At 63.2% G+C, this 19,689-nt stretch carries 19 protein-coding genes and 3 tRNA genes; 12 read left to right on the forward strand and 10 right to left on the reverse strand.

All coding sequences use genetic code 11. The features are described from left to right. The first annotated feature begins 3 nt into the window (after positions 1-3). Positions 4-996 (forward strand): 1,4-dihydroxy-2-naphthoate polyprenyltransferase, encoded by a 993-nt coding sequence (locus CXY70_RS01985; protein WP_104190752.1) that lies wholly within the window; start codon positions 4-6, stop codon positions 994-996. Here CXY70_RS01985 and CXY70_RS01990 read toward each other — a convergent pair. Next, a complete protein-coding gene (locus tag CXY70_RS01990; protein WP_104190722.1) occupies positions 970-1,269 on the reverse strand; it encodes a DUF4229 domain-containing protein in 300 nt (99 codons plus the stop codon). The two genes, CXY70_RS01985 and CXY70_RS01990, sit on opposite strands and share 27 nt — an antisense overlap. Before the next feature lie 72 nt (positions 1,270-1,341). Between CXY70_RS01990 and CXY70_RS01995 the strand changes: the two genes are divergently transcribed. The 3 genes from CXY70_RS01995 (at position 1,342) to CXY70_RS02005 (ending at position 4,548) form a co-directional block, all read left to right on the forward strand. Next, positions 1,342-1,803, forward strand: a complete 462-nt coding sequence (locus tag CXY70_RS01995) for a PLD nuclease N-terminal domain-containing protein (RefSeq protein WP_104190723.1) — start codon at positions 1,342-1,344, stop codon at positions 1,801-1,803. Further along, complete coding sequence (gene menD, locus CXY70_RS02000) at positions 1,796-3,499, forward strand: 2-succinyl-5-enolpyruvyl-6-hydroxy-3-cyclohexene-1-carboxylic-acid synthase (protein ID WP_104190753.1); 1,704 nt, start codon at positions 1,796-1,798, stop codon at positions 3,497-3,499. The genes CXY70_RS01995 and menD overlap by 8 nt, the downstream gene beginning before the upstream one ends. 179 nt (positions 3,500-3,678) lie before the next feature. Then, positions 3,679-4,548 (forward strand): DUF4190 domain-containing protein, encoded by an 870-nt coding sequence (locus CXY70_RS02005; protein ID WP_104190724.1) that lies wholly within the window; start codon positions 3,679-3,681, stop codon positions 4,546-4,548. Between the two features lie 10 nt (positions 4,549-4,558). Here the strand turns inward: CXY70_RS02005 and CXY70_RS02010 are convergent, their stop codons facing one another. Continuing rightward, entirely contained in the window at positions 4,559-5,791 is a 1,233-nt protein-coding gene (locus CXY70_RS02010; protein WP_233205688.1) for an isochorismate synthase MenF, read from the reverse strand. A gap of 93 nt (positions 5,792-5,884) precedes the next feature. Here CXY70_RS02010 and ubiE point away from each other — a divergent pair, with 93 nt between their 5' ends. The 3 genes from ubiE to CXY70_RS02025 all read left to right on the forward strand — a co-directional run bounded on the left by ubiE (position 5,885) and on the right by CXY70_RS02025 (position 9,123). Next, on the forward strand, positions 5,885-6,586 hold the full coding sequence (gene ubiE / locus CXY70_RS02015; RefSeq protein WP_104190725.1) for a bifunctional demethylmenaquinone methyltransferase/2-methoxy-6-polyprenyl-1,4-benzoquinol methylase UbiE: 702 nt from the start codon (positions 5,885-5,887) through the stop codon (positions 6,584-6,586). A 22-nt stretch (positions 6,587-6,608) separates the two neighbouring features. After that, complete coding sequence (locus CXY70_RS02020; protein WP_104190726.1) at positions 6,609-7,679, forward strand: polyprenyl synthetase family protein; 1,071 nt, start codon at positions 6,609-6,611, stop codon at positions 7,677-7,679. Between the two features lie 61 nt (positions 7,680-7,740). Continuing rightward, positions 7,741-9,123, forward strand: a complete 1,383-nt coding sequence (locus CXY70_RS02025; protein ID WP_104190727.1) for an FAD-dependent oxidoreductase — start codon at positions 7,741-7,743, stop codon at positions 9,121-9,123. 7 nt (positions 9,124-9,130) lie between these two features. On the opposite strand, the gene CXY70_RS02030 is transcribed toward CXY70_RS02025, so the two are convergent. Further along, positions 9,131-9,619, reverse strand: a complete 489-nt coding sequence (locus CXY70_RS02030) for a YajQ family cyclic di-GMP-binding protein (protein ID WP_092106423.1) — start codon at positions 9,617-9,619, stop codon at positions 9,131-9,133. Positions 9,620-9,933: 314 nt separating this feature from the next. On the opposite strand from CXY70_RS02030, the gene CXY70_RS02035 reads away from it, so the two are divergent. From CXY70_RS02035 to CXY70_RS18540, 3 genes are all read left to right on the forward strand, one after another. After that, positions 9,934-10,018 (forward strand) — tRNA-Tyr (locus CXY70_RS02035). A gap of 66 nt (positions 10,019-10,084) precedes the next feature. Further along, positions 10,085-10,921, forward strand: coding sequence for an inositol monophosphatase family protein (locus tag CXY70_RS02040; protein ID WP_104190728.1), 837 nt, complete (start codon positions 10,085-10,087; stop codon positions 10,919-10,921). A 181-nt stretch (positions 10,922-11,102) separates the two neighbouring features. Beyond that, positions 11,103-12,293: a M23 family metallopeptidase gene (locus CXY70_RS18540; RefSeq protein ID WP_146066029.1), complete on the forward strand. Its 1,191-nt coding sequence runs from the start codon at positions 11,103-11,105 to the stop codon at positions 12,291-12,293. Between the two features lie 160 nt (positions 12,294-12,453). Here CXY70_RS18540 and CXY70_RS02050 read toward each other — a convergent pair whose 3' ends face one another. Then, positions 12,454-13,278: a GTP pyrophosphokinase family protein gene (locus CXY70_RS02050; protein ID WP_199183339.1), complete on the reverse strand. Its 825-nt coding sequence runs from the start codon at positions 13,276-13,278 to the stop codon at positions 12,454-12,456. Beyond that, positions 13,275-14,975 carry a glycoside hydrolase family 13 protein gene (locus CXY70_RS02055; protein ID WP_104190729.1) on the reverse strand — a complete coding sequence of 567 codons (1,701 nt, stop codon included), beginning with the start codon at positions 14,973-14,975 and terminating at the stop codon, positions 13,275-13,277. The genes CXY70_RS02050 and CXY70_RS02055 overlap by 4 nt, the downstream gene beginning before the upstream one ends. A 126-nt stretch (positions 14,976-15,101) precedes the next feature. Between CXY70_RS02055 and CXY70_RS02060 the strand changes: the two genes are divergently transcribed. Together CXY70_RS02060 and CXY70_RS02065 are read left to right on the forward strand one after the other, a co-directional pair. Beyond that, positions 15,102-15,173: transfer RNA gene (locus CXY70_RS02060), tRNA-Thr, on the forward strand. A 31-nt stretch (positions 15,174-15,204) separates the two neighbouring features. Further along, a tRNA-Met gene (locus CXY70_RS02065) sits at positions 15,205-15,278 on the forward strand. 78 nt (positions 15,279-15,356) lie between these two features. On the opposite strand, the gene CXY70_RS02070 is transcribed toward CXY70_RS02065, so the two are convergent. From CXY70_RS02070 to CXY70_RS02090, 5 genes are all read right to left on the reverse strand, one after another. Continuing rightward, on the reverse strand, positions 15,357-15,890 hold the full coding sequence (locus tag CXY70_RS02070; protein WP_158250882.1) for a site-specific integrase: 534 nt from the start codon (positions 15,888-15,890) through the stop codon (positions 15,357-15,359). 434 nt (positions 15,891-16,324) lie between these two features. After that, on the reverse strand, positions 16,325-16,678 hold the full coding sequence (locus tag CXY70_RS02075; protein WP_104190731.1) for a hypothetical protein: 354 nt from the start codon (positions 16,676-16,678) through the stop codon (positions 16,325-16,327). Positions 16,679-16,771: 93 nt separating this feature from the next. Beyond that, positions 16,772-17,488: a YoaK family protein gene (locus CXY70_RS02080; RefSeq protein WP_104190757.1), complete on the reverse strand. Its 717-nt coding sequence runs from the start codon at positions 17,486-17,488 to the stop codon at positions 16,772-16,774. 97 nt (positions 17,489-17,585) lie between these two features. Further along, a complete protein-coding gene (gene nagB / locus CXY70_RS02085; RefSeq protein WP_104190732.1) occupies positions 17,586-18,368 on the reverse strand; it encodes a glucosamine-6-phosphate deaminase in 783 nt (260 codons plus the stop codon). Between the two features lie 51 nt (positions 18,369-18,419). Further along, positions 18,420-19,637 carry an ROK family protein gene (locus CXY70_RS02090; protein WP_158250883.1) on the reverse strand — a complete coding sequence of 406 codons (1,218 nt, stop codon included), beginning with the start codon at positions 19,635-19,637 and terminating at the stop codon, positions 18,420-18,422. Between the last annotated feature and the right edge of the window lie 52 nt (positions 19,638-19,689).

Below are 19,689 nucleotides of genomic sequence, written 5' to 3' on the forward strand. Positions count from 1 at the left end.
AAGCTGGCGGGCGCTGATGCCAGTGGCACGGCGGGTGGCGCGGTTGGCCGCAGCGGCAAGTCCGGCCACCCGGCGTATAAGTCCGGACCGCCCCGCAAGGGACCGGCCAGGGTCAAGCCAGCTACGGCCTCCGACTGGGTGTCGGGTGCACGGCTGCGCACTCTGCCGCTCGCCATTGCTCCGGTACTGCTCGGTACCGGCGCCGCGATCGTGGCGAGTGGACCCGGCGTTTACCATCCGGTGCGCGCATCGCTCGCACTTGCCGTGGCGCTGTTTTTGCAGATCGGCGTCAACTATGCCAATGACTATTCCGACGGTATTCGAGGCACTGACGCCTTCCGGGTCGGACCAGCTCGGCTCACCGGCGGCGGCGTCGCCAACCCGCGCACCGTGCTGCGCGTGGCCCTGACCTTCTTTAGTCTCGCTGCCGTGGCTGGCATCACGCTGGTCATTCTGACCCAGCATTGGTGGCTGTTGATCGTTGGCGTTGTGGCCCTCGCTGCAGCATGGTTCTATACCGGCGGTAAGAAGCCCTACGGCTACCTGGGCCTCGGTGAAGTGTTCGTGTTCGTGTTCTTTGGTCTCGTAGCCACTGCCGGCACGACCTATGTGCAGGTCGGCGACTTCATCACCGAGAGCGTTCTCGGTGGTATCGCGATGGGGTTGATCGCCTGTGCCGTGCTCATGGTCAACAACCTGCGTGACATCGTGCCAGACAAGGCCGCCGGTAAGCGCACCCTCGCGGTGCGAATCGGAAGCACGGCCTCCCGGGTCGTCTTCTGCATCTTCTTATTGCTGCCGTTCGTGATCGCGGGTCTTTTCAGCCTGGTCTATCCGCTCGGAATCTTCACGTTCTTCGTGCTGCTGCTGGCCCTGCCGGCCTGCCTCATCACGATCACCGCCACGTCGGCGAAAGAACTCATCCTCGCCCTCAAGCTGACGAGCCTCGCGGCGCTGGCCTACGGCCTGCTACTGGGACTTGCTTTCGCGTTCTGACTTCGTGTGCTCCTGGGCATTCATCAGCGAGTCCTCGATCTCGGAATCCGGGTTGATCGTCTGCTTGTCGGGGTGCCGCGCGTGATAAAGCTCCCGGGCAACACTCTCGCGGGACTTGCCCAGCAGAAGATAGGACAGGCACAGGCCGACCAACGCGGCGATCACCGCGGACGCCCACGGCCACAACCCCAGGGACAGCAGAATTGCCAGCGGTATGACAAACATTAAGACGCGCAACACGGAGTAGTACAGCCAAGAGGGCACGAATTTCATAGATCCAGCTTAGAATGCCGCGGCTGGGTAGGCGCACATGTCTCTCACGGGCAAGCGCCTTACAATCGAGGTATGCCCAAGCTCTTGATCGGACTAGGACTGGCCCTCGTCATCCTCACCGTCTACACCCTTGTGGACTGTGCCGTATTCGACCGCAAACGCATTCGCGGATTGCCGCGCTGGGTCTGGATTTTCGTTATCGTTCTCGTGCCGCTAATCGGCCCGTTGCTGTGGCTGCTCGTCGGCCATGGGCGCTCCAGTCCCACCACTCGGTCCTTTCGTGCGGTTGCGCCCGATGACGATCTTGACTTCCTGCGAGGGCTGAACGGCGGCGGCGTGAACGGCGGCAACGCGAACTCCGACATCGGCCAGAACCGTCCCTTCAACGAAAAAGATCAGCAGGAACGCATTCGTCGTATGGAACAAGATCTCGCGGACCTCGACAAGAACGACCCAGCTCCCGGGGAGACGACGAAGAAGAAAAAGAAGAACGAACCGGGTGAAGGCGAGCAGCCTGGCCGTCGGGATGCCTGAACGAGTCAATAGCAGCCCGGCGACCGATTTCAGCATCGCGCTCCTGAACGAATTCATCCGGCGGGGCGTTCGTGATCTGGTGCTTTGTCCGGGAGCACGCTCGCAAGCGCTCGCCTTGGCGGCGGCGGAGCTGGAACAGGCCGGAAGCATCCGCTTACACGTGCGTACAGATGAACGCAGTGCCGGCTTTCTCAGCGTGGGCCTCGCCCTCGAAACCGGTCTACCAGCGCTCGTCGTGGTGACGTCGGGCACTGCCGTCGCTAACCTGCACCCGGCCGTGCTCGAAGCGCACCATGCCGGGGTGCCCATGATCCTGCTAACGGCCGACCGCCCCGCCGAGCTGCGCGGCATCCGCTCGAACCAAACCACCGTGCAGTCCGGACTGTTTGGCGTTGCCACCCGGCTCTGCCTCGACGTTCCGGCGCCGGTTGGTGAGCCCGATGAAGAGGGCATTGCCGCCCTTCTGGCACGGCAGGCAATGGATGCTGCGACCGGCGTTTTCACCGCGGCTCCCGGCCCGGCACAACTCAACCTGGCCTTTCGCGAGCCGCTGTCGGCTGCGCGGCCGGTGCGCCCTTCCGTGGCGGCACGATCCATGCGCTCAGCCCCGTCTACGTCAAGTGACGGTCCGGCCACGCTCCTTGCTCCGGGACCGCGTACGGTCGTCGTGGCCGGTGATGGTGCCGGACCTGAGGCCGAAGAGCTGGCCCGCGCCGGCGGCTGGCCGTTGATGGCCGAAGTGTCGAGCGGCGCTCGGTTTGGCCCGAATTTGATCGTGCACTACCGCGAACTACTCGCTGCCGTAGATCTCGGCGGCGAGGTGGAACGGGTGGTCGTGTTTGGTCATCCCACCCTCAGTCGGGAGATTCCGGCCCTCATTGCCCGTGACGGCGTCGAGACCATCATTGTCGCAGCGACCGGACTGGAATGGTACAACCCGGCCCATGCTGCCAGCGCGTTCACCCGATCGATCGGCGCGGATGCAGAGTGTCTGGTGGCTGCCCGCACGCCAACGGCTCGGGAATGGCTGGGCCGTTGGGTCATGACCAGCAGGGCTCTCGCCGAGACCGCCGCTGATGAAGGCCGAGCACCGATCGATAAACGCGGCATAACGCGTGCTGAATTGGCAGTTCTGCGAGCGCCGCTAACGCGGACGCTGCTCGTCGACGCGGTCTGGCGTGCATCGTGGCCGCATGACCGGCTCGTACTCGGCGCGTCCCGGCTGATCCGTGAGGCCGATAAGCGGGTCCCTGGCAAGAAGATCACCGTGCTGTCCAACCGTGGACTGGCCGGTATCGACGGCACCATTTCCACGGCGCTCGGGGTGGCGCTGGCCAGTCAGTCCGAGCCGGAGCCGCGTTCAGTCGGCGTGACCCGGGTTCTGATGGGCGACCTTACATTTCTGCACGATGTCGGTTCGTTGCTGCTCGCACCGGGCGAGCCGGAGCCGCGGCTGCAGGTCATCGTCGGCGTTGACGGTGGCGGCAGCATCTTCGACGGCCTGGAGGTCGCAGCCACGGCTTCGGCCGCCGCGATGGAGCGGGTCTTGTTCACCCCGCGCAGGGTCGACCTGAAGGCGCTCGCTGCTGCCTACGGATGGAATTACGAGCTCGCCGCGACCCGAAGTGACTTGGAGCGGGCGCTCACCGGTGCGCCGACCCGCCCCACGATCCTCGAGGTTCCCCTGGTCCGTTAGCCGGGCGCCGGTCTTGCCCGCGAAAGCGGGTCAACCGGTTGCCTCAGCACTCGTGAAACAACCGTTCACCCGGTTTCGCAAGAAGTGATGGATGCGAGTTATCCACAGATTTGTGGGGAGCGGATGCTCAGGCGGGCGGCTTGATACCGTTTAAGACACACGGATGCCGGGAGGCTCAGATGACCGATTCGCCCCAGGACAACTCGCAGACCGGCGGCCTCCCCGAGCACGCACCCGAGCACGCACCCGGACAAGCCCTCCCGTCGAACCCGTCGACTCGTCGCAGCCGCATCGTTCTCGCGGCCCTCGTCGTGGGCATCAGCGCCTTCGTCCTCGGCTGGATTCCGATTCTGGGACTATTGCTGGGAGTTTCAGGGATCATCCTCGGAATCCTCGCGATGCGCAGGCCGGACGGCAGATCGTTCGGGCTCACGGGACTGGTCGCATCATCCCTGGCCGTGCTGGCCAATGTGCTCGTTACCATTGTGATCGTCGTCGCGCTGGTCAATTCGGGAATCGGCACGGCTGTTTTCACCAATGCCCAGCCCGTCATTACGCCCTGCTTTTCCTTCAATGGGCCGGGCGATTACCTCAACAACCAATCCGCTGAGAAGACGGATGGGTGCATCACTACCCTGGAACTGTGGGGTGAACGTGACGCCGACGGTGTCATTCACAAGACGGGCGTGGGCAGCGTCCTCGGCAGCGTACTGGTGGAACCGGTGGCGGTGGCCAGCACAGACGAATGGGTTCCCGGCGGCAGCCTCGACGATATGGTCGACTTCCTGAACCAGAGCTACTTTCCCGAGGCCGGCGAGGTCACGAGCCTGAAAGAGGCCGTAACCCTCGGCGGCGTCGACGCCAACCTCACCCGCATGATCAGTAACGCCGAGAACACCCGCACCAAGGCGTTCCTCACCGTCTTCGCACCGGATACCTACCAGTCAGCCGGGGAGCCGGTGAAGTTCTTCGTAATCTCCTTCGTCATTCCCGAAGACAACGGGGAAGAAATCATCGCCGCCGCCATCGACTCCTGGCGCTGGAAGTAGCCCCAAAGAATCAGCCGAAGGCTTCTACGATGGGGCGGAACTTCATTTTGGTCTCGGCGAGCTCGCGGTCGGGGTCGGAGTCCAGCACGATGCCGCAGCCAGCGTACGCGGTGATACCTCCGGCGGGCACTACCTGCGCGCAGCGCAGCGCAATCGCCCACTCGCCGTCGCCGTCGGCGCCCACCCAGCCGACCGGCCCGGCGTAGCGGCCACGGTCGAACGGTTCGAGTTCGCGAATCAGCGCCAGAGCCGCGTCGGTCGGTGTTCCGGCGACCGCAGCAGTCGGGTGCAGCGCTGCAATCAGGTCAAGAGACGTCGACCCGTCGCTCAGGGTACCTTCCAGATCGGTCGCGAGATGCCAGAGGTTTGGGAGTTTCACCGTGAACGGAATTTCGCTCGTCGCGAGCACCGAGGTGTGCGGGCGTAGTGACTTGAGCACGCTCTGCACGGCAAATTCGTGTTCGTCGCCGTCTTTCGATGACGTGGCCAGGGTGAGGGCCGCCTCGCGATCGTCCTCGGCATCCGCTCCGCGAGAGATCGTGCCGGCCAGCACGCGGGCGTTGACCGAACCGTGGTCGGCGCGAATAAGAGTTTCCGGGCTCGACCCAATGAGGCCGTCGACGGCGTAGGTCCAGCAGTCCGGGTAGCCAAGCGCGAGTGTGGTGATGGCGCGGCGCAGGTCGGACTCCGCCGGCACCCGCCCAACCAAATCGCGAGCGAGCACGACCTTGTTGATGTGCTGAGCTCGAATACTGTCGATGCCGGAGCTGACTGCGTTGCGGAAGGCATCCGGCGGCAGGGCTCCGGGCAGGAGGGCGATGCGGTACTCGTCGCCGAGCGGACGCAGCGTCAGCGGGTTCTCGGGGGTGTTCTGGCCGGTCTCCCAGATGCGCGTCACCCAGCATTGGCCGTCTTCGCGGCCGACGATGATCTCGGGAACGATGAGCACGCTTGTCTGGGCCGACGTCTCATCGAAGGTAAAGGCGCCGAAGGCGAGGAGCCCGGTACCCGTGCGGGCGAGCGGGTCTGTCACGGTGGCCAAGGCGACGACCTGTTTCCAGGCGGCCGCGGCATCCGTCATGCGGGTCGGTCCGGAAAACTCGAGCCGCAGCGCGCAGCCGATGCCAGCCAAGCCTTGGTTGCGACGCATCCAGAGCAGTGGCGTGCGGCCATCGAGCAGCAGGATCAGTTGGTGGATATCGGCTATCGGGGAGGTTTCGACCGTCAAGGCCTGCACATTCACTTCTGTAGCCTACGCCCGCGCCACTGCGCCCACGCGAATCTGGGCCCGGCAACCGTGCAGTTTCGGCAGACCTATTCATCCTAGAATGATGGGGTGAATAGAGCAGACCTGAACAAACGGCCCGCGCAGGTGGCTGCCATGTTCGACGAGGTCGCCGCGCACTATGACCGCACGAACGCGCTGCTGTCGGTCGGCAACGCGTCGCTCTGGCGCATCGCCACCACCACGGCAGTCAACCCGCAACCGGGCGAACGCATTCTCGACATCGCGGCCGGCACCGGCACCTCGAGCGCCGCTCTGGCCCACAGCGGAGCCTACGTTGTCGCCGCCGACTTCTCGGCCGGCATGATCGAAGTCGGTCGGGCTCGCCACGCCCACAATGAGCACATCGAGTTCGTCCAGGCCGATGCTACCGCGCTGCCTTTCAAAGACAACGAGTTCGATGCCGTCACCATCTCGTTTGGACTGCGCAACGTCGTCGAGCCGAAGAAGGCCTTGGCCGAGTTTTACCGCGTGACCAAGCCCGGCGGGCGCGTCGTCATCTGCGAGTTCTCGACCCCGCCGCTGACGCTGGTTCGCCAGAGCTACTTTGCCTATCTCAACCACGTCATGCCGCGCGTCGTACGCCTCGCGTCTTCCAACGCTGAAGCCTATGACTACCTCGGCGAGTCCATCGCGGCCTGGCCGACCCAACGGGTGCTCAGTGGATGGCTGCGCTCGGCCGGATATTCTGCCGTCGCCTACCGCAACCTCACACTCGGCATCGTGGCTCTTCACCGCGGAACCAAGCCCTGACCAACTCGATAGGCTGATTTACGTGAAATCCAGAGTCCCCGTGATTCGACGCACCGCGTCGGTGACCAGCCAGGTGGGCCTCGGCGAACGTATTTTCTCGACTTCCGCCGACCGCGGCTTGGCGGCCAACATCGACGCCGGCATCGAAAAGGTCGAAGCGGCGCTCATCGATGAGCTCGTCTACGCCAACGAAATCGCCACCGTCACCAGCCGCTACCTGCTCAACGCCGGTGGAAAACGAGTGCGTCCCATGCTCGCGCTGCTTACGGCGCACCTGGGCGGGGGCGTCGTGCCCGATGTTGTCACCGCGGCCACAGCCATCGAACTGACCCACTTGGCCTCGCTTTATCACGACGACGTCATGGACGACGCGGACAAGCGCCGTGGCGTGCCGAGCGCGCAAACCGTGTGGGGCAACTCCATCGCCATTCTCACGGGTGACCTACTGTTCGCTCGTGCCAGCCAGCTGATGGCCCGGCTCGGCGAACGCGCCATCAAACTGCAGGCGACCACGTTCGAGCGCCTCGTGCTCGGTCAGTTTCAGGAGACGGTGGGCCCGCGCGCCGGTGAAGACCCGGTCACGCACTATATTCAGGTGCTCGCGGGAAAGACCGGTTCGCTCATCGCCGCGGCCGCCCAGGGTGGTGTGGTGTTCTCCAACGCCCCGGCCGAGTACGAGCAGCCGGTCGTGGACTTCGGTGAGAAGATCGGCGTCGCCTTTCAGCTCATCGACGATGTGCTCGATCTGTCACCGCAGCCGCAGGAGACGGGCAAAGTGCCCGGAACGGACTTGCGCGCCGGCGTGGTCACGCTTCCGCTGCTTCGATTGCGGGAACGTGCCGCAAGCGATGGGCCATCCGCTGATCTGCTGGGGCGGCTGGAACGTGACGTGATGACGGCCGGTGCTGAACAGGGCGCGGACGCGGACGCGGCGATCACGGCGCTGCGCGAGCATGCCGTCACGTCCGAGACCCTGGCCGAGGCGCACGGCTGGGCGCGCGACGCCGTCGCTGCCCTGAAACCGCTTCCGAACGGTTCGGTCAAGAAAGCCCTCACCCGATTCGCCGAGTCCATCGTCGAGCGCTCCAGCTAGACCCTATTTGAAGGTGCACCTGGGCTTTGGCTCGGCGTGCCCGCGCAGTAAGGAATCTTCCGTGACCAAATTAAGACTGGCCATCGTCGGCGCAGGACCGGCGGGCATCTATGCCGCCGATATTCTGCTGAAGGCCGAGCGCAATTTTGAGGTCTCGATCGACCTGTTCGACCACCTGCCGGCGCCGTATGGCCTCGTGCGCTACGGCGTCGCCCCCGACCACCCCCGCATCAAGGGCATTGTCACTGCGCTGCGGGGCGTGCTCGACAGTGGTGATATTCGCGTGTTCGGCAACGTGCGTTTCGGTGTGGACATCACCCTCGACGACCTCAAGAAGCACTACAACGCGGTCATCTTCGCGACCGGCGCCGTTCAGGATGCCGACCTCAATATTCCGGGCGCATCCCTGAAGGGTTCATACGGCGCCGCCGACTTCGTGAGCTGGTTCGACGGCCATCCCGATGTGGCGCGCACCTGGCCGCTCGACGCGCGCGAGATCGCCGTTATCGGCAACGGCAATGTGGCCCTCGACGTTTCGCGCATGCTCATCAAGCACGCAGATGACCTGTTGCCGACGGAGATTCCCAGCAACGTGTATGACGGATTGAATGGGTCACCGGTGACCGACGTGCACGTATTTGGGCGGCGCGGGCCGACATCCGTTAAATTCACGCCGCTGGAACTGCGTGAGGTGGGCGAGCTGAATGATGTAGACATGATCGTCTACGACGAGGACTTTGAGTACGACGAGGCCGCTCAGGCCGCTGTCACGAGCAATAAGCAGGTCTTCGTGATCGATAAGACGCTGAACCAGTGGCGCGCCCGAGAGACCGGCACCGCCAGCCGCCGTCTGCACATGCACTTCTTCGCCAAGCCGGTCGAGTTGGTTGACGACGGGACCGGCAGGGTCGGTGCGTTCCGCTGGGAACGCACTACAACGGATGGCGCCGGCGGCGTCGTCGGCACCGGCGAAATTCGTGAGATCCCGGTGCAGGCCGTTTACCGGGCGGTCGGATACTTCGGGTCGGAGTTGCCGGACGTGCCGTTTGACAAGAAGCGCGGCGTCATTCCGAACCGTGAGGGCCAGGTGCTGCGCCGTGACCCGTCGGCCGGTACCGGCGGGCTTTTCAACCAGCAAATGTACGGCGTCTACGCGACCGGCTGGATCAAGCGAGGGCCGGTCGGCCTGATTGGCCACACCAAGAGTGATGCGATGGAAACCATTCGCCACCTGATCAATGACCTCGGTAACTGGTGGCGCCCCGAGTCGCCGGCGGAGGAGAGCATCGTGCACTTGCTCGATGCGCGCGGCGTGAAGTACACCGGTCTCGACGGTTGGCACAACCTCGACCAGCACGAACTCGCGCTAGGCGAGGCCGCTGGCCGCATCCGCATCAAGGTCGTCGACCGCGACGAAATGGTGGCGGTCTCCCGCGCCGAGTAGCCGGGGGCTAGCGGAAGTTGGTGAACTGCAAGGCTACGTCGAGGTCCTTGCCCTTGAGTAGCGCCATCACGGCCTGCAGATCATCGCGGCTCTTGGAGCTGACCCGCAGTTCGTCACCCTGAATCTGGCTTTTGACGCCCTTTGGGCCCTCGTCGCGAATGATCTTGCTGATCTTCTTCGCGTTCTCCTGGTCGATGCCGGCCTTCATGCTCGTCTCGATGCGGTACTCCTTGCCGGAGGCGAACGGTTCGCCGGCGTCGAGGCTGCGCAGTGAGATGCCGCGCTTGATCAGCTTGGCCTCGAACACTTCGAGGATCGCCTTGACGCGTTCCTCAGTGTTGGCTTTCATGAGCACCTTCTCGCCGCTCATTGCGATCGAAGCTCCCACGTTCTTGAAGTCGTAGCGCTGGGCGACTTCCTTGTGCGCCTGGTTGAGGGCGTTGTCGACCTCCATCGGGTCGACCTTGCTGACGATGTCGAACGTTGAATCTGCCATTCCCCAATGATATCCGACCAGCGATAGTGCAAAAAGTACGCGATTGGACCCCTCACCCGGACGCTCCTTACGGTCTCGGGCATCAATAATCGCAAGGTCGCGGATAACGCCGGCATCGAAGGAGTCTCCGGCCTCGGCGTCGACGCGTCGACCGAGACGCGCACCCCGCCGACTGGCACGGGAGGGCCGCCCGCCGGGTAGCGGATGTGCCCCATTACGAAGATCCGCATCCGCTGATTTCTCGGTGAGGCGCTTCGTCTTGTATTGTTAACCCGCGTCTCCGGTCAAGTGATTACACCTGGTCGGGAGCGCCTGGCGAGTTACCCAAGCGGCCAAAGGGATCTGACTGTAAATCAGACGGCGTAGCCTTCGTGAGTTCGAACCTCGCACTCGCCACCAGCGTTAAACAGGCAGGCCTCCGGGCCTGCCTGTTTAGGTTTAACGAGCTGCCTGTAGCGTGAGGGTATGACACATCCCGCCCCGACCGAGCTGCTCGACCTTGCACGCACCGTCGCCCTCACCGCCGGGGCGCTCGCCTGCCGGCGTCGCACGGAAGGGGTCGAGATTGCCGCCTCGAAGTCGTCACCCGAAGACATCGTCACCGCGGCCGACCGCGAGGTCGAGTTACTCATTCGCGGCCTGCTCGCAGACGCCCGGCCGAACGACGGGTTTTATGGCGAAGAATCCGACGCATCCGGGGGTAGCAGCGGGCTCACCTGGGTGGTCGACCCCATCGACGGCACCGTCAACTACCTCTACGGCATCCCGTTCTACGCCGTTAGTATCGCCGTCGTGCAGGGTGACCCCGACCCGGCCAGCTGGAACTCCCTCGCCGGCGCGGTCGTCAACCCCGCCCTCCGCGAGGTGTTCACCGCGTCGGAGGGCTCGGGCGCCTGGCTGGGCGACCAGCGCTTGCACGTGAATCACGACGTTCCACTCTCGTTCGCCCTGGCCGGCACGGGCTTCAGCTACGAGGCGGCCCGGCGGGTGTGGCAGGCTAATGTCGTGGGTGGTCTCATCGGCCAGGTGCGGGACATTCGTCGTATCGGTTCGGCCGCACTCGACCTCTGCGCGGTGGCCTGCGGGCGCCTCGACCTTTATTTCGAACGCGGCCTCAATCCGTGGGACCACGCCGCCGGCGCCCTGATCGCCCGGGAAGCTGGTGCGCGGGTCGGCGCTCTACAAGCGGATGCCGAGGGCCGCGACTTGCTCATCGCCGCCGCTCCGGCCCTTTACGATCAGTTCGAACCGGTACTCACCGGGCTCTTCGAGCGCTTCCCGTCTGACGCAGAAGTCCGCTGACACGATGCCCATTACCCCCTTTTGGGTGTGATTGGTCGCTTTCCTCTGGTATTCTCAGGGTTACGCGTTACCCTTAACCGATTCGTTATACTGATTCTTCGTCATTTGGCGTTATCCAGAACGAGTACTAGATCCCGTCCTCTACGCCGAAAGCTGCATTTTGCCACGTCACATTCCACCCATGGACACCTTCGTGTCCGGTGAGAGTGACAGCACCGTATTTCCCCCGGCCGAGCCAGCAGCGCTTACTCGCAGGGAGCTTCGCGAGCGCGAGCGGGCTGCTTTCTCTCGGTTGGAATTACCGGATACGGCACCGCTTAACGAGACCGATGATGACTTCGTGCGGCTCAGCCCTGTCGCCGAGCTAGTCGTTGAAACCGATCTGGCCCTGCCGGACCTTGAACCGGTTGTGGTCACCGTGACTGACCGCATTGTCGCGGCCCTGCCGGTCGCCGACGCCGAGCCTACTGACTACGAAAAGTTGCTGGCTCCCGGCGTAACCCAGTCGATCCCGACGGTGATTCACGCCGCTGGTGAGCGACCACGTCGCCAGCGCATCGAGCAGAAGCCGGGTGAAGCGTTCGCCCCCGCGCGCGATTTCGTTCCCGCCGGGGCGCTGCCGCACCGACGTACCACGCGCCCGCGACCGCTCGGCAGCACCATGCGCCAGCGTGCGGCCAAAGGCGCTTCGATTCTCGCCATGTCGTTCGTGGCTCTGATGGCCGTTGCTACGTCCATTCCCGCCGAGGCGTTATTGTCGTCACAAGACGTGCAGGCATCCGTTCTTGAGTCGCAGCGTGTTCCGACAACTGAGAATATGCAGAGCATGGATCTGGCAGGCGGGGACACCGTCACCGTCGTGCGTGACGGCTACAAGTCGAGCACCATCGCCGAGGTTGCAGAGGCCAGCGGTATCCGCATGGAAGATACCTTCACTAATAACCCGAACGGCACCATTCAGTGGCCGTTCGCCGTTGGTGTGCATATCGGCGACCAGATCGGCTACCGCAATTGCGCCGGCTGTTCGGTGAACCACGGCGGCCAGGACTTCAACCCGGGCGTCGGCGCACCGATCCAAGCCATTTCCGACGGTGTGGTCAGCTATGCCGAAGACGGCGAAGCCAGCCTCGGCGTGCACATGATGATCGACCACATGATCAATGGTGAGCTCGTCACCAGCGTGTACGCGCACATGATTCACGGATCGATGCTCTTCAAGGAAGGTGACGTGGTCAAGGTCGGCCAGGTCATCGGCAAGACCGGCAGCACCGGGATGTCGACCGGCCCGCACCTGCACTTCGAGATTCGTCAGGGCGGAATCGCCGGGACCAAGGTCGACCCGCTCGCCTGGCTCTACGCCAATACCAACTAACGCAGCTCGGGCCAGTCCCGGTCGTTGGCAGGCGCACAACTCCTGCAAATTCCTGCGCCCGAACAGTGAAGACGCGGGAAGTCGCGGGAGTTTTTTGGAACGCCCGCAAATTGCAGGAGTTATGCGGGTCGGGCGGCCAGCTCCGGGCGCCGCCGCCGGTCTAGCTCGGTTCGCTTCGCCCGCGCATGAAGGACTCGAGCAGGCCCTTCGGTAGCGGAAACGGCGGCAGGCCGTCGAAGCTGAACAGATCGGCGTCGTCGGTGACGGGCTCCAGAGCCACAACCTGGTCGTGCAGTAGTTCCATCTTCACATCGAGCCGGTTGGCGGCGTCCGCTGCCTGCCGCAAGTCTTCTACCAGGGTGTCTGGCACGGCGCCGTTGTACTTGTAGTAGATCTTGTGTTCCAGGCTCGCCCAAAAGTCCATCGCGATCGTGCGGATCTGAATCTCAACCGTGACTGGCTGCACACGGTCGGACATGAATACCGGGATCGCCACGATGAGGTGCAGGCTCTGATACCCGTTGGCCTTGGGTTCTCGGATGTAGTCCTTGACCTGGAGCACCGTCACGTCGCGCTGTCCGGCGAGCATGTCGCGAACGCGATAGGTGTCGGAGATGAAACTGCAGGTGATGCGAATTCCGGCGATGTCCTGGATGTTGTCGCGGATCCCGATCAGCTCGAGCGGATGCCCCTTGCGGATGGCCTTCTTGAGAATGCCCTCCGGTGACTTGAGCCGGGAGCTGACGTGCTCGATCGGGCTGTAATCATGAATCGCGCTGAATTCCTCCTTCAAGATGTTGATCTTGGTCAGTATCTCGTCGGTCGCGAACTTGTACGACATCATGAACCGAGTCAGTTCGAGCTTCAACTCCCGCATGGCGGCGATGCTCTCAGCGGCACTGGGCGCGACGGTACCGGAGTCGGGGGCGACGACGCTGCCCTCGTCGGCTGCGCTGCCGACGGGTGCAGCGTCGAACGCGGTCATGGCTGGACGGTGAGCAACCAGGCCGTCGCGTCTCCCGGCAGGGTGCGGCCGACGAGTTCTTCGCTCGCCAACAGAACGTCACCGGCGGGCAGCTGGATGGAGGCCGATCCAGTGTTAGCGACGACGGTCACGTCGCCGTTGCGGTACGCCGCGACCGCGGGGTCGAAACCGCCCTGCCACTCGACGGTGCCGGAGGCGAGGGAGTGCTCCCGGCGCAGTCGCAGAGCGAGCTTGTACAGCTCGAGGGTTGAGTCGGCCACGCCGTCTTGCTGGTCGCGGGCCAGCCCGGCCCACTCTGCCGGTTGCGGCAGCCAGCTCTTCGCGCCCGTGCTGAAGCCGAACGATTCGCTGGCGGCTTCCCACGGAATCGGCACGCGGCATCCGTCTCGCCCGTAACGCTCACCGTTGGTGCGAAACCAGGTGGGGTCTTCGCGGGCATGGTCGGGCAGGTCGACGGCTTCTGGCAGGCCGAGTTCCTCACCCTGGTACAGATAGCTCGAGCCGGGAAGCGACAGCATCAAAGCGGATGCCGCCCGCGCGCGCCGCAGCCCCAGAACCGTGTCGGGCAGGCCAACTGTCTTGGGGCCAATGCCGTGACCCTGCAGATTATCACCGGTGAGGGCCAGCCGAGAAGCGTGGCGCACAACGTCGTGGTTGGAGAGTACCCAGGTGCTCGGCGCACCGACGTTGCCGAAAGCTTCGAGCGAATCGTCGATGACGCTCTTCAGCTGCGTCGCGTTCCACGGGGTTTCCAGGTAGGCGAAGTTGAAGGCCTGATGCATCTCGTCTGGGCGCACCCACTTAGCCATCTGGCTGAGCGGATCGACCCAGGCTTCGGCCGCGAGAACGCGGTCGCCGGGGTAGGCGGCGAGTACCTGGTGCCAGTCGCGGTAGATCTCGTGCACGCCGTCCTGCGCCCAGTAGGGGGCGGTCAGCGGCGTCTCGGCGGTGATGCCCGGTTCGAGAATGGATGACGGCGCCCCGCCCATGCTGCCACCCTCTGCGGGCGGCGTGTAGTCGGGGAGGCCGGGCGCCTTGATCATGCCGTGCGCAACATCCACTCGAAAGCCGTCGACGCCGCGGTCGAGCCAGAAACGCAGCACCGCGCGAAACTGCTCGCGCACCCACTCGCTATCCCAGTCGAAGTCGGGCTGACTGCTGTCGAACAGATGCAGGTACCACTGGCCGGGGGTGCCGTCGGGATCGGTCGTGCGGGTCCAGGCGAGACCGCCGAAGACAGACTCCCAATTGTTCGGGGGGAGCTCGCCGTTGTCTCCTTTGCCGTCGCGAAAGGTGTAGCGGGCGCGTTCTTCACTGCCAGGGCTGGCGGCGAGGGCAGCCTGGAACCAGCCGTGGTCGCTTGAGGAATGGTTGGGCACGATGTCGACGATGACCCGGATTCCGAGGTCGTGGGCGGTGCGCTGCAGCACGTCGAAGTCGTCGAGGGTGCCGAACAAAGGGTCGACGTTGCAGTAGTCGGAAACGTCGTAGCCTGCATCGCGTTGTGGCGAGGTATAGAAAGGAGACAACCAAATGGCATCGATGCCGAGGTCTTTGAGCTGCGGCAGGCGCGCGCTGATGCCGGCAAGGTCGCCCATGCCATCCCCGTTCGCGTCAGCGAACGATCGGGGATAGATCTGATAGATGACGGCGGTGCGCCACCACTCGGTGCCAGGGGTCAGTTCGGTGCCAGTCATTCTAAAATGCTACGGCATTGGCGCTGTGTGCCTGTAGCGTGGGAAGTGGTCTAGAGCGCCCTGTCGGGGTGATAAAGTTTCTAGGTTGCCAAAAACGCGGCATTGCTACTGTTTTTTGGTTGCTTTGCCCCCTTAGCTCATTGGTAGAGCACTTCCTTGGTAAGGAAGAGGTAGTGGGTCCGATTCCCACAGGGGGCTCAGGCTTGGAAGCGAACAGCCGACAAGTCGCGGCGGGGTAGCTCAGTTGGTTAGAGCACACGGCTCATAATCGTGGTGTCGCGGGTTCAATTCCCGCTCCCGCTACAAAAACCCCGGATTTCTGCGGAAGTCCGGGGTATTTTTTCGCCGATTTAGGGCCAACCCCGCATAAACCCCGCAGATTCAAAGGGACGGCAGCAGGAAATTCATCGTTTCGGCCGCGCGGATACCGCCCGTGTTCTTAGCCATGTAGACGTCCTGGGTCAGGGACGGGTTCGTGTGTCCGAGGTATTCGGCAATTTCAGGAGCGCTCAATCCTGACTGGTCCAAAGCGGTGGCCACCGTTTTGCGGAAGCTATGGGTCGTGACCGTCGGATATCCGATCCGGTTTCGAGCCATCCGCCAGTCGCGCGAGGTATTACGAGGATCTCGAATATTGCCACGCAGGGTCGGAAAGACCAAGTCATGGTCGTTTCGAATTTGGAAGTTCGACTGCCGGTGGCGGAGCAGGTCGACGAGCGTCTTCGGGATCGCAATCGTCCGCACGCCGGCCTTGGTCTTGGTGTGGTCCTGCAGGAGAACACCTTGACCTCGTGCACGGATCACGTTGGCGTTGCTTGCTACCGTGCCGGCGTCCTGGTCGAGTGCTGACCAACGAATGGCAAGGACTTCTCCCAACCGGCAACCCGTGCCGGCAAGGAACACAATCACGTCCACAGCGTCGACTGTGGAGAGCGCAACAGAACGCATTCCGTCCACTGACCGGGATCTGGGCAGCCTTATCCATGGGCAACGGATGAGTCGTTGTGTCTCGAAACGTGTGTTTTTACCGGCACTACCATTCTTGTAGGTAAGAACGGTTACGAGACAGTAGGAGGCTTCAACGGGGAAGCTAGCAACGAACTGTCAATTTGGCGTCCAGCCCAACCGGACGTCAAGGGTTGCGCGAAGCCTACGTCAGAATAAGATCAGTTTTCGATTTACTTGACAGCAGTCGGTTCGTGTCATTTTCAATATTCGTCTGCACAGCCCTCTGAGTGCGTGAGGTTGACCCCGCAAACGGAACCCTGAACCTGTCCCGGAGCGTCTTGCGAACGATTGTTACCCAACGCCACACGCCACAAAACGTTAGCGTCGGATATTCGACGAATTCACGAGCTACCCCAATACGCCCACGAGATCGTCTTGGCGACGATGTTCTGCTCGTCCTGCAACGAGTGGGCTGAGCGCGTCTGAAAAATTCTGCAGGTGCACCTCGGTGGCAAAGGTAATGACTCCGCGTCACCGAAAAAGCTGGCTTCGCCAGACGCGAAATGGGCGCCGTGCGGATACGAGGCACCGGACTCATAGTCGACGTGATGCTGAAAATACTGGTGGATGCCGGGGAGCCGCGATGCGATCTGCGTGTAGGCAGCAGACCAGTAGTCGTAGAACCGCTGCTGGTCGATGCGCTCTCGTGCCCAGAGCAGATTCATCATCGCGACGTGCACGGTGTTGGCCGTCATACATTCTTCCTCGAATGCTGGGGCGGCCCACCATGACGGACGATCACCCGGCAGCCTCTGTCGACGCCTGCCTGGGGTTCGTTTTGCACGGTGTTACAGCCTTCCGGCGCGGATCTTCTTGGCGCGCGGAACGCGTTCGGCTTGGGTGACGGTGGTTTCTCCCGCGAATTCAGTCTCAGCAGAAACATGCGGGCGCCCGACGTGACCGAGAACCGCAACGACGATCGAGATGACTGCCGACGTAGCCACCGCCAGGCTGAAGTGCACCGTAAGGAGGAAGGCACCCAGCGCAGCCCCCGCGAGAATCAGAACGACGGCTCCCGTTCGCCGCAGCCACGGCTGTCCGGTCCGGCCGCCGAGCCAGGAGTCAGCCGCAAGGCCGGTGATCGTCGAGGTCACGACGACTGTTGTAACATCCTTCACCGCGATGTGGCGCGCCGTTCCGGCCTGGATCCCCATCGCGGCGCCCAGCAGGCCGGTTGCAGTGAACGCGAGGACTTCCGGCAAGGGGTTGATGACCAGGGCCATGACAGACATCGCTGCGAGTATGCCGGCCACTAGGACGAGGAGCCACGTCGAACGGCTTGCCCAGCCGGAAGGGACGTATCTCAGTGTGCACCCCGCGACCAGTGCACCCACCATGAATGCGGCGAGCGCGATGATCGGCCCAAGAATGGGCAGATCATCCGCTCCGACGAGCGCCATCCCAAGGATCACCACATTGCCCGTCATGTTGCCCGTGAAGACGCGGTCGAGGCCCAGGAAACCAACCGCGTCAATGACCCCGGTGGAGAACGTCAGGGCAAGCATCAGCCCGAGGTGAAGACGTTCGGGGTAGCGGCGGAATGACTTGATCAACGTGTTCTCCTGAAGGCGTGGGATGCAGGGATGAGGAATCCTGTACGAATCAGGAGTCGTCCTGGACAAGTTCCGCGACCGTGTAGCTCGCGCGGTAGTAGTCAGCGAATCGGAGTTCCACAGCCGCCTGCTCGTCGAGCAGAATGGTGACCTTCGGGTGAAGTTGGAGGGCGGATGCGGGGCAGACGGCCGAGACCGGGCCTTCCACCATGGCGGCAACAGCCGCCGATTTCGTCCGGCCCTGGGCTATGAGCACTATGCTTCCCGACTCTCGGATCGTGCCGATCCCCTGGGTCACACAGGTGGTGGGCACCTCGTCGGCGCTCCCGAAAAAGCGCGCATTGTCCCTCCGCGTTTCCGCGGTCAGCGCAACTACCCGAGTGCGGGACGCCAGTGATGAGCTGGGTTCGTTGAAGCCGATGTGTCCATCCGATCCGATGCCTAAGATCTGTACATCGATCCCGCCAACCGAGGCGATCGCTTTCTCATACTCGACACAGGCTTCAGACAGGTCTGTCGCACGACCGTTCGGCACGAACACTCGTGCAGCATCGAGTCCCAGTGGGATCTGCGCCTCACGCCGGATCACTTGGGCATAGCACTGCGGGTGCTCAACAGGGATGCCGACGTACTCGTCCAGAGCGAATGCTGTTACTTCCGTGAGGTCAAGTCCTAGCTTTACTCTCCGGGCAAGTTCACGATAAACCGGTAAGGGGCTGGATCCCGTCGCCAGGCCTAGTACAGGGGCTGCCGACCGACGGAGCGATGCCTCGATCTCGTCCGCAGCCACCGCAGCCAACGCGTCGATGTTGTTCGAGATGTATACCTTCATGGAGTGTGCCTTCGTTGTTGAGCGCGACCAGGGCGAACGTGCGGCCAGACCTTAAGCCATGACGATCGTCGATCTCTTTGCTGCGATCGTCGATACGTAGCGTCGTTCACCGAGGATTTCAACACGGGCGAATTCGCCAGCGAGGAAAGCAGCGCCCTCGGCCGTCCCTCGGTCTCCGAGCAGCGACGGAACCACCTCAATGTCCCGATTTAGCGCGTTAACCAATGCCCGTACCTGTGGAACGAGAACCGGACTTTGCCCCACCCCTCCGCCAAGGACGACAAGCTCCGGATCGAGAATTGCGACCACGGTCAAAGCGACCCGAGCGACGTCCTGCACATGTCGTTCGGTGAATTCCCGGGATAAGCGGTGGCCACCGTCGGACAAAGCGAAAAGCTCCTTCACGTCCCGTGGCGCGTCGATCGCTTCAAGTGACCACGCACCGCGCACGCGACGCATGAGACTCTCGGACCCGACATGCTGCTCCAGTCCGAACGTGATCGATTCCCCGTTCGATTCAGCGGGTGCGAATGGGAATGGAAGAAGTGCCAGCTCGCCACCGGCCCCCCGCGCACCCCTGTGCAGTCGCCCGTCCGATACGATTCCGGCCCCGATTCTGACACCGATCTGCAGATACAGAAAGTTCTTCACGTTGACGGCACGTCCCTCGGCAAGTTCGGCCAGAGCAGCGCAGTTGGTGTTGTTCTCGAGCAACACCGGAACACCAGACGGAATGCCGATGGTCTCCAGAAGAGAACTCACGCGGATCGGGTTGCCGTCCCAGGATATGAAGGTGTCGTAGTCCATGTCGTTGGGAACGACGTGCGGTAGCGCGATCCCGACGGAAAGAAGGTTCCCGTGTGTAGGGCTGAACTTCTCGATGAGTCGCGTCACCAGCTCCTTGGCCGCATCGATTAAGTCGTTGGTCGGGCCATCGAGGGCTTCGCTTGCCAACCCGACCGAGTATTGCTCCGTTCCCAGGGACGCCCCGTTGAGCGCCCGTGCTGCCACGGCGACTTGCGTGGAACCGAAATCGACGCCGAGTACCCAGCCTGCCCTCTGGCTCAGGCCGAAGAGCGCCGCCGTCCGTCCCATGGGCCCCTTCTGTGCCCCGGTCTGGACGACAAGGCCCGCCGCCTGCAGTTCCCTCAAGCCGCTGCCGACGGTCGGCGCAGTGACGCTGAGGCGTCTACTGAGCTCCGGGCGCGCGACGCTCTCGCCCGTGATGAGTTCATTGAGAAGTTCGAGCGAGGATTCGGATAATTCCATGCTCATTCTTTTTCCCCATTCCGCGTTCAGCGAGCATCCGAGCCCACTTTAG

It is taken from the genome of Cryobacterium sp. Y82 (assembly GCF_002929495.1).
In the GTDB taxonomy this organism is placed as follows: Bacteria; Actinomycetota; Actinomycetes; order Actinomycetales; family Microbacteriaceae; genus Cryobacterium; species Cryobacterium serini.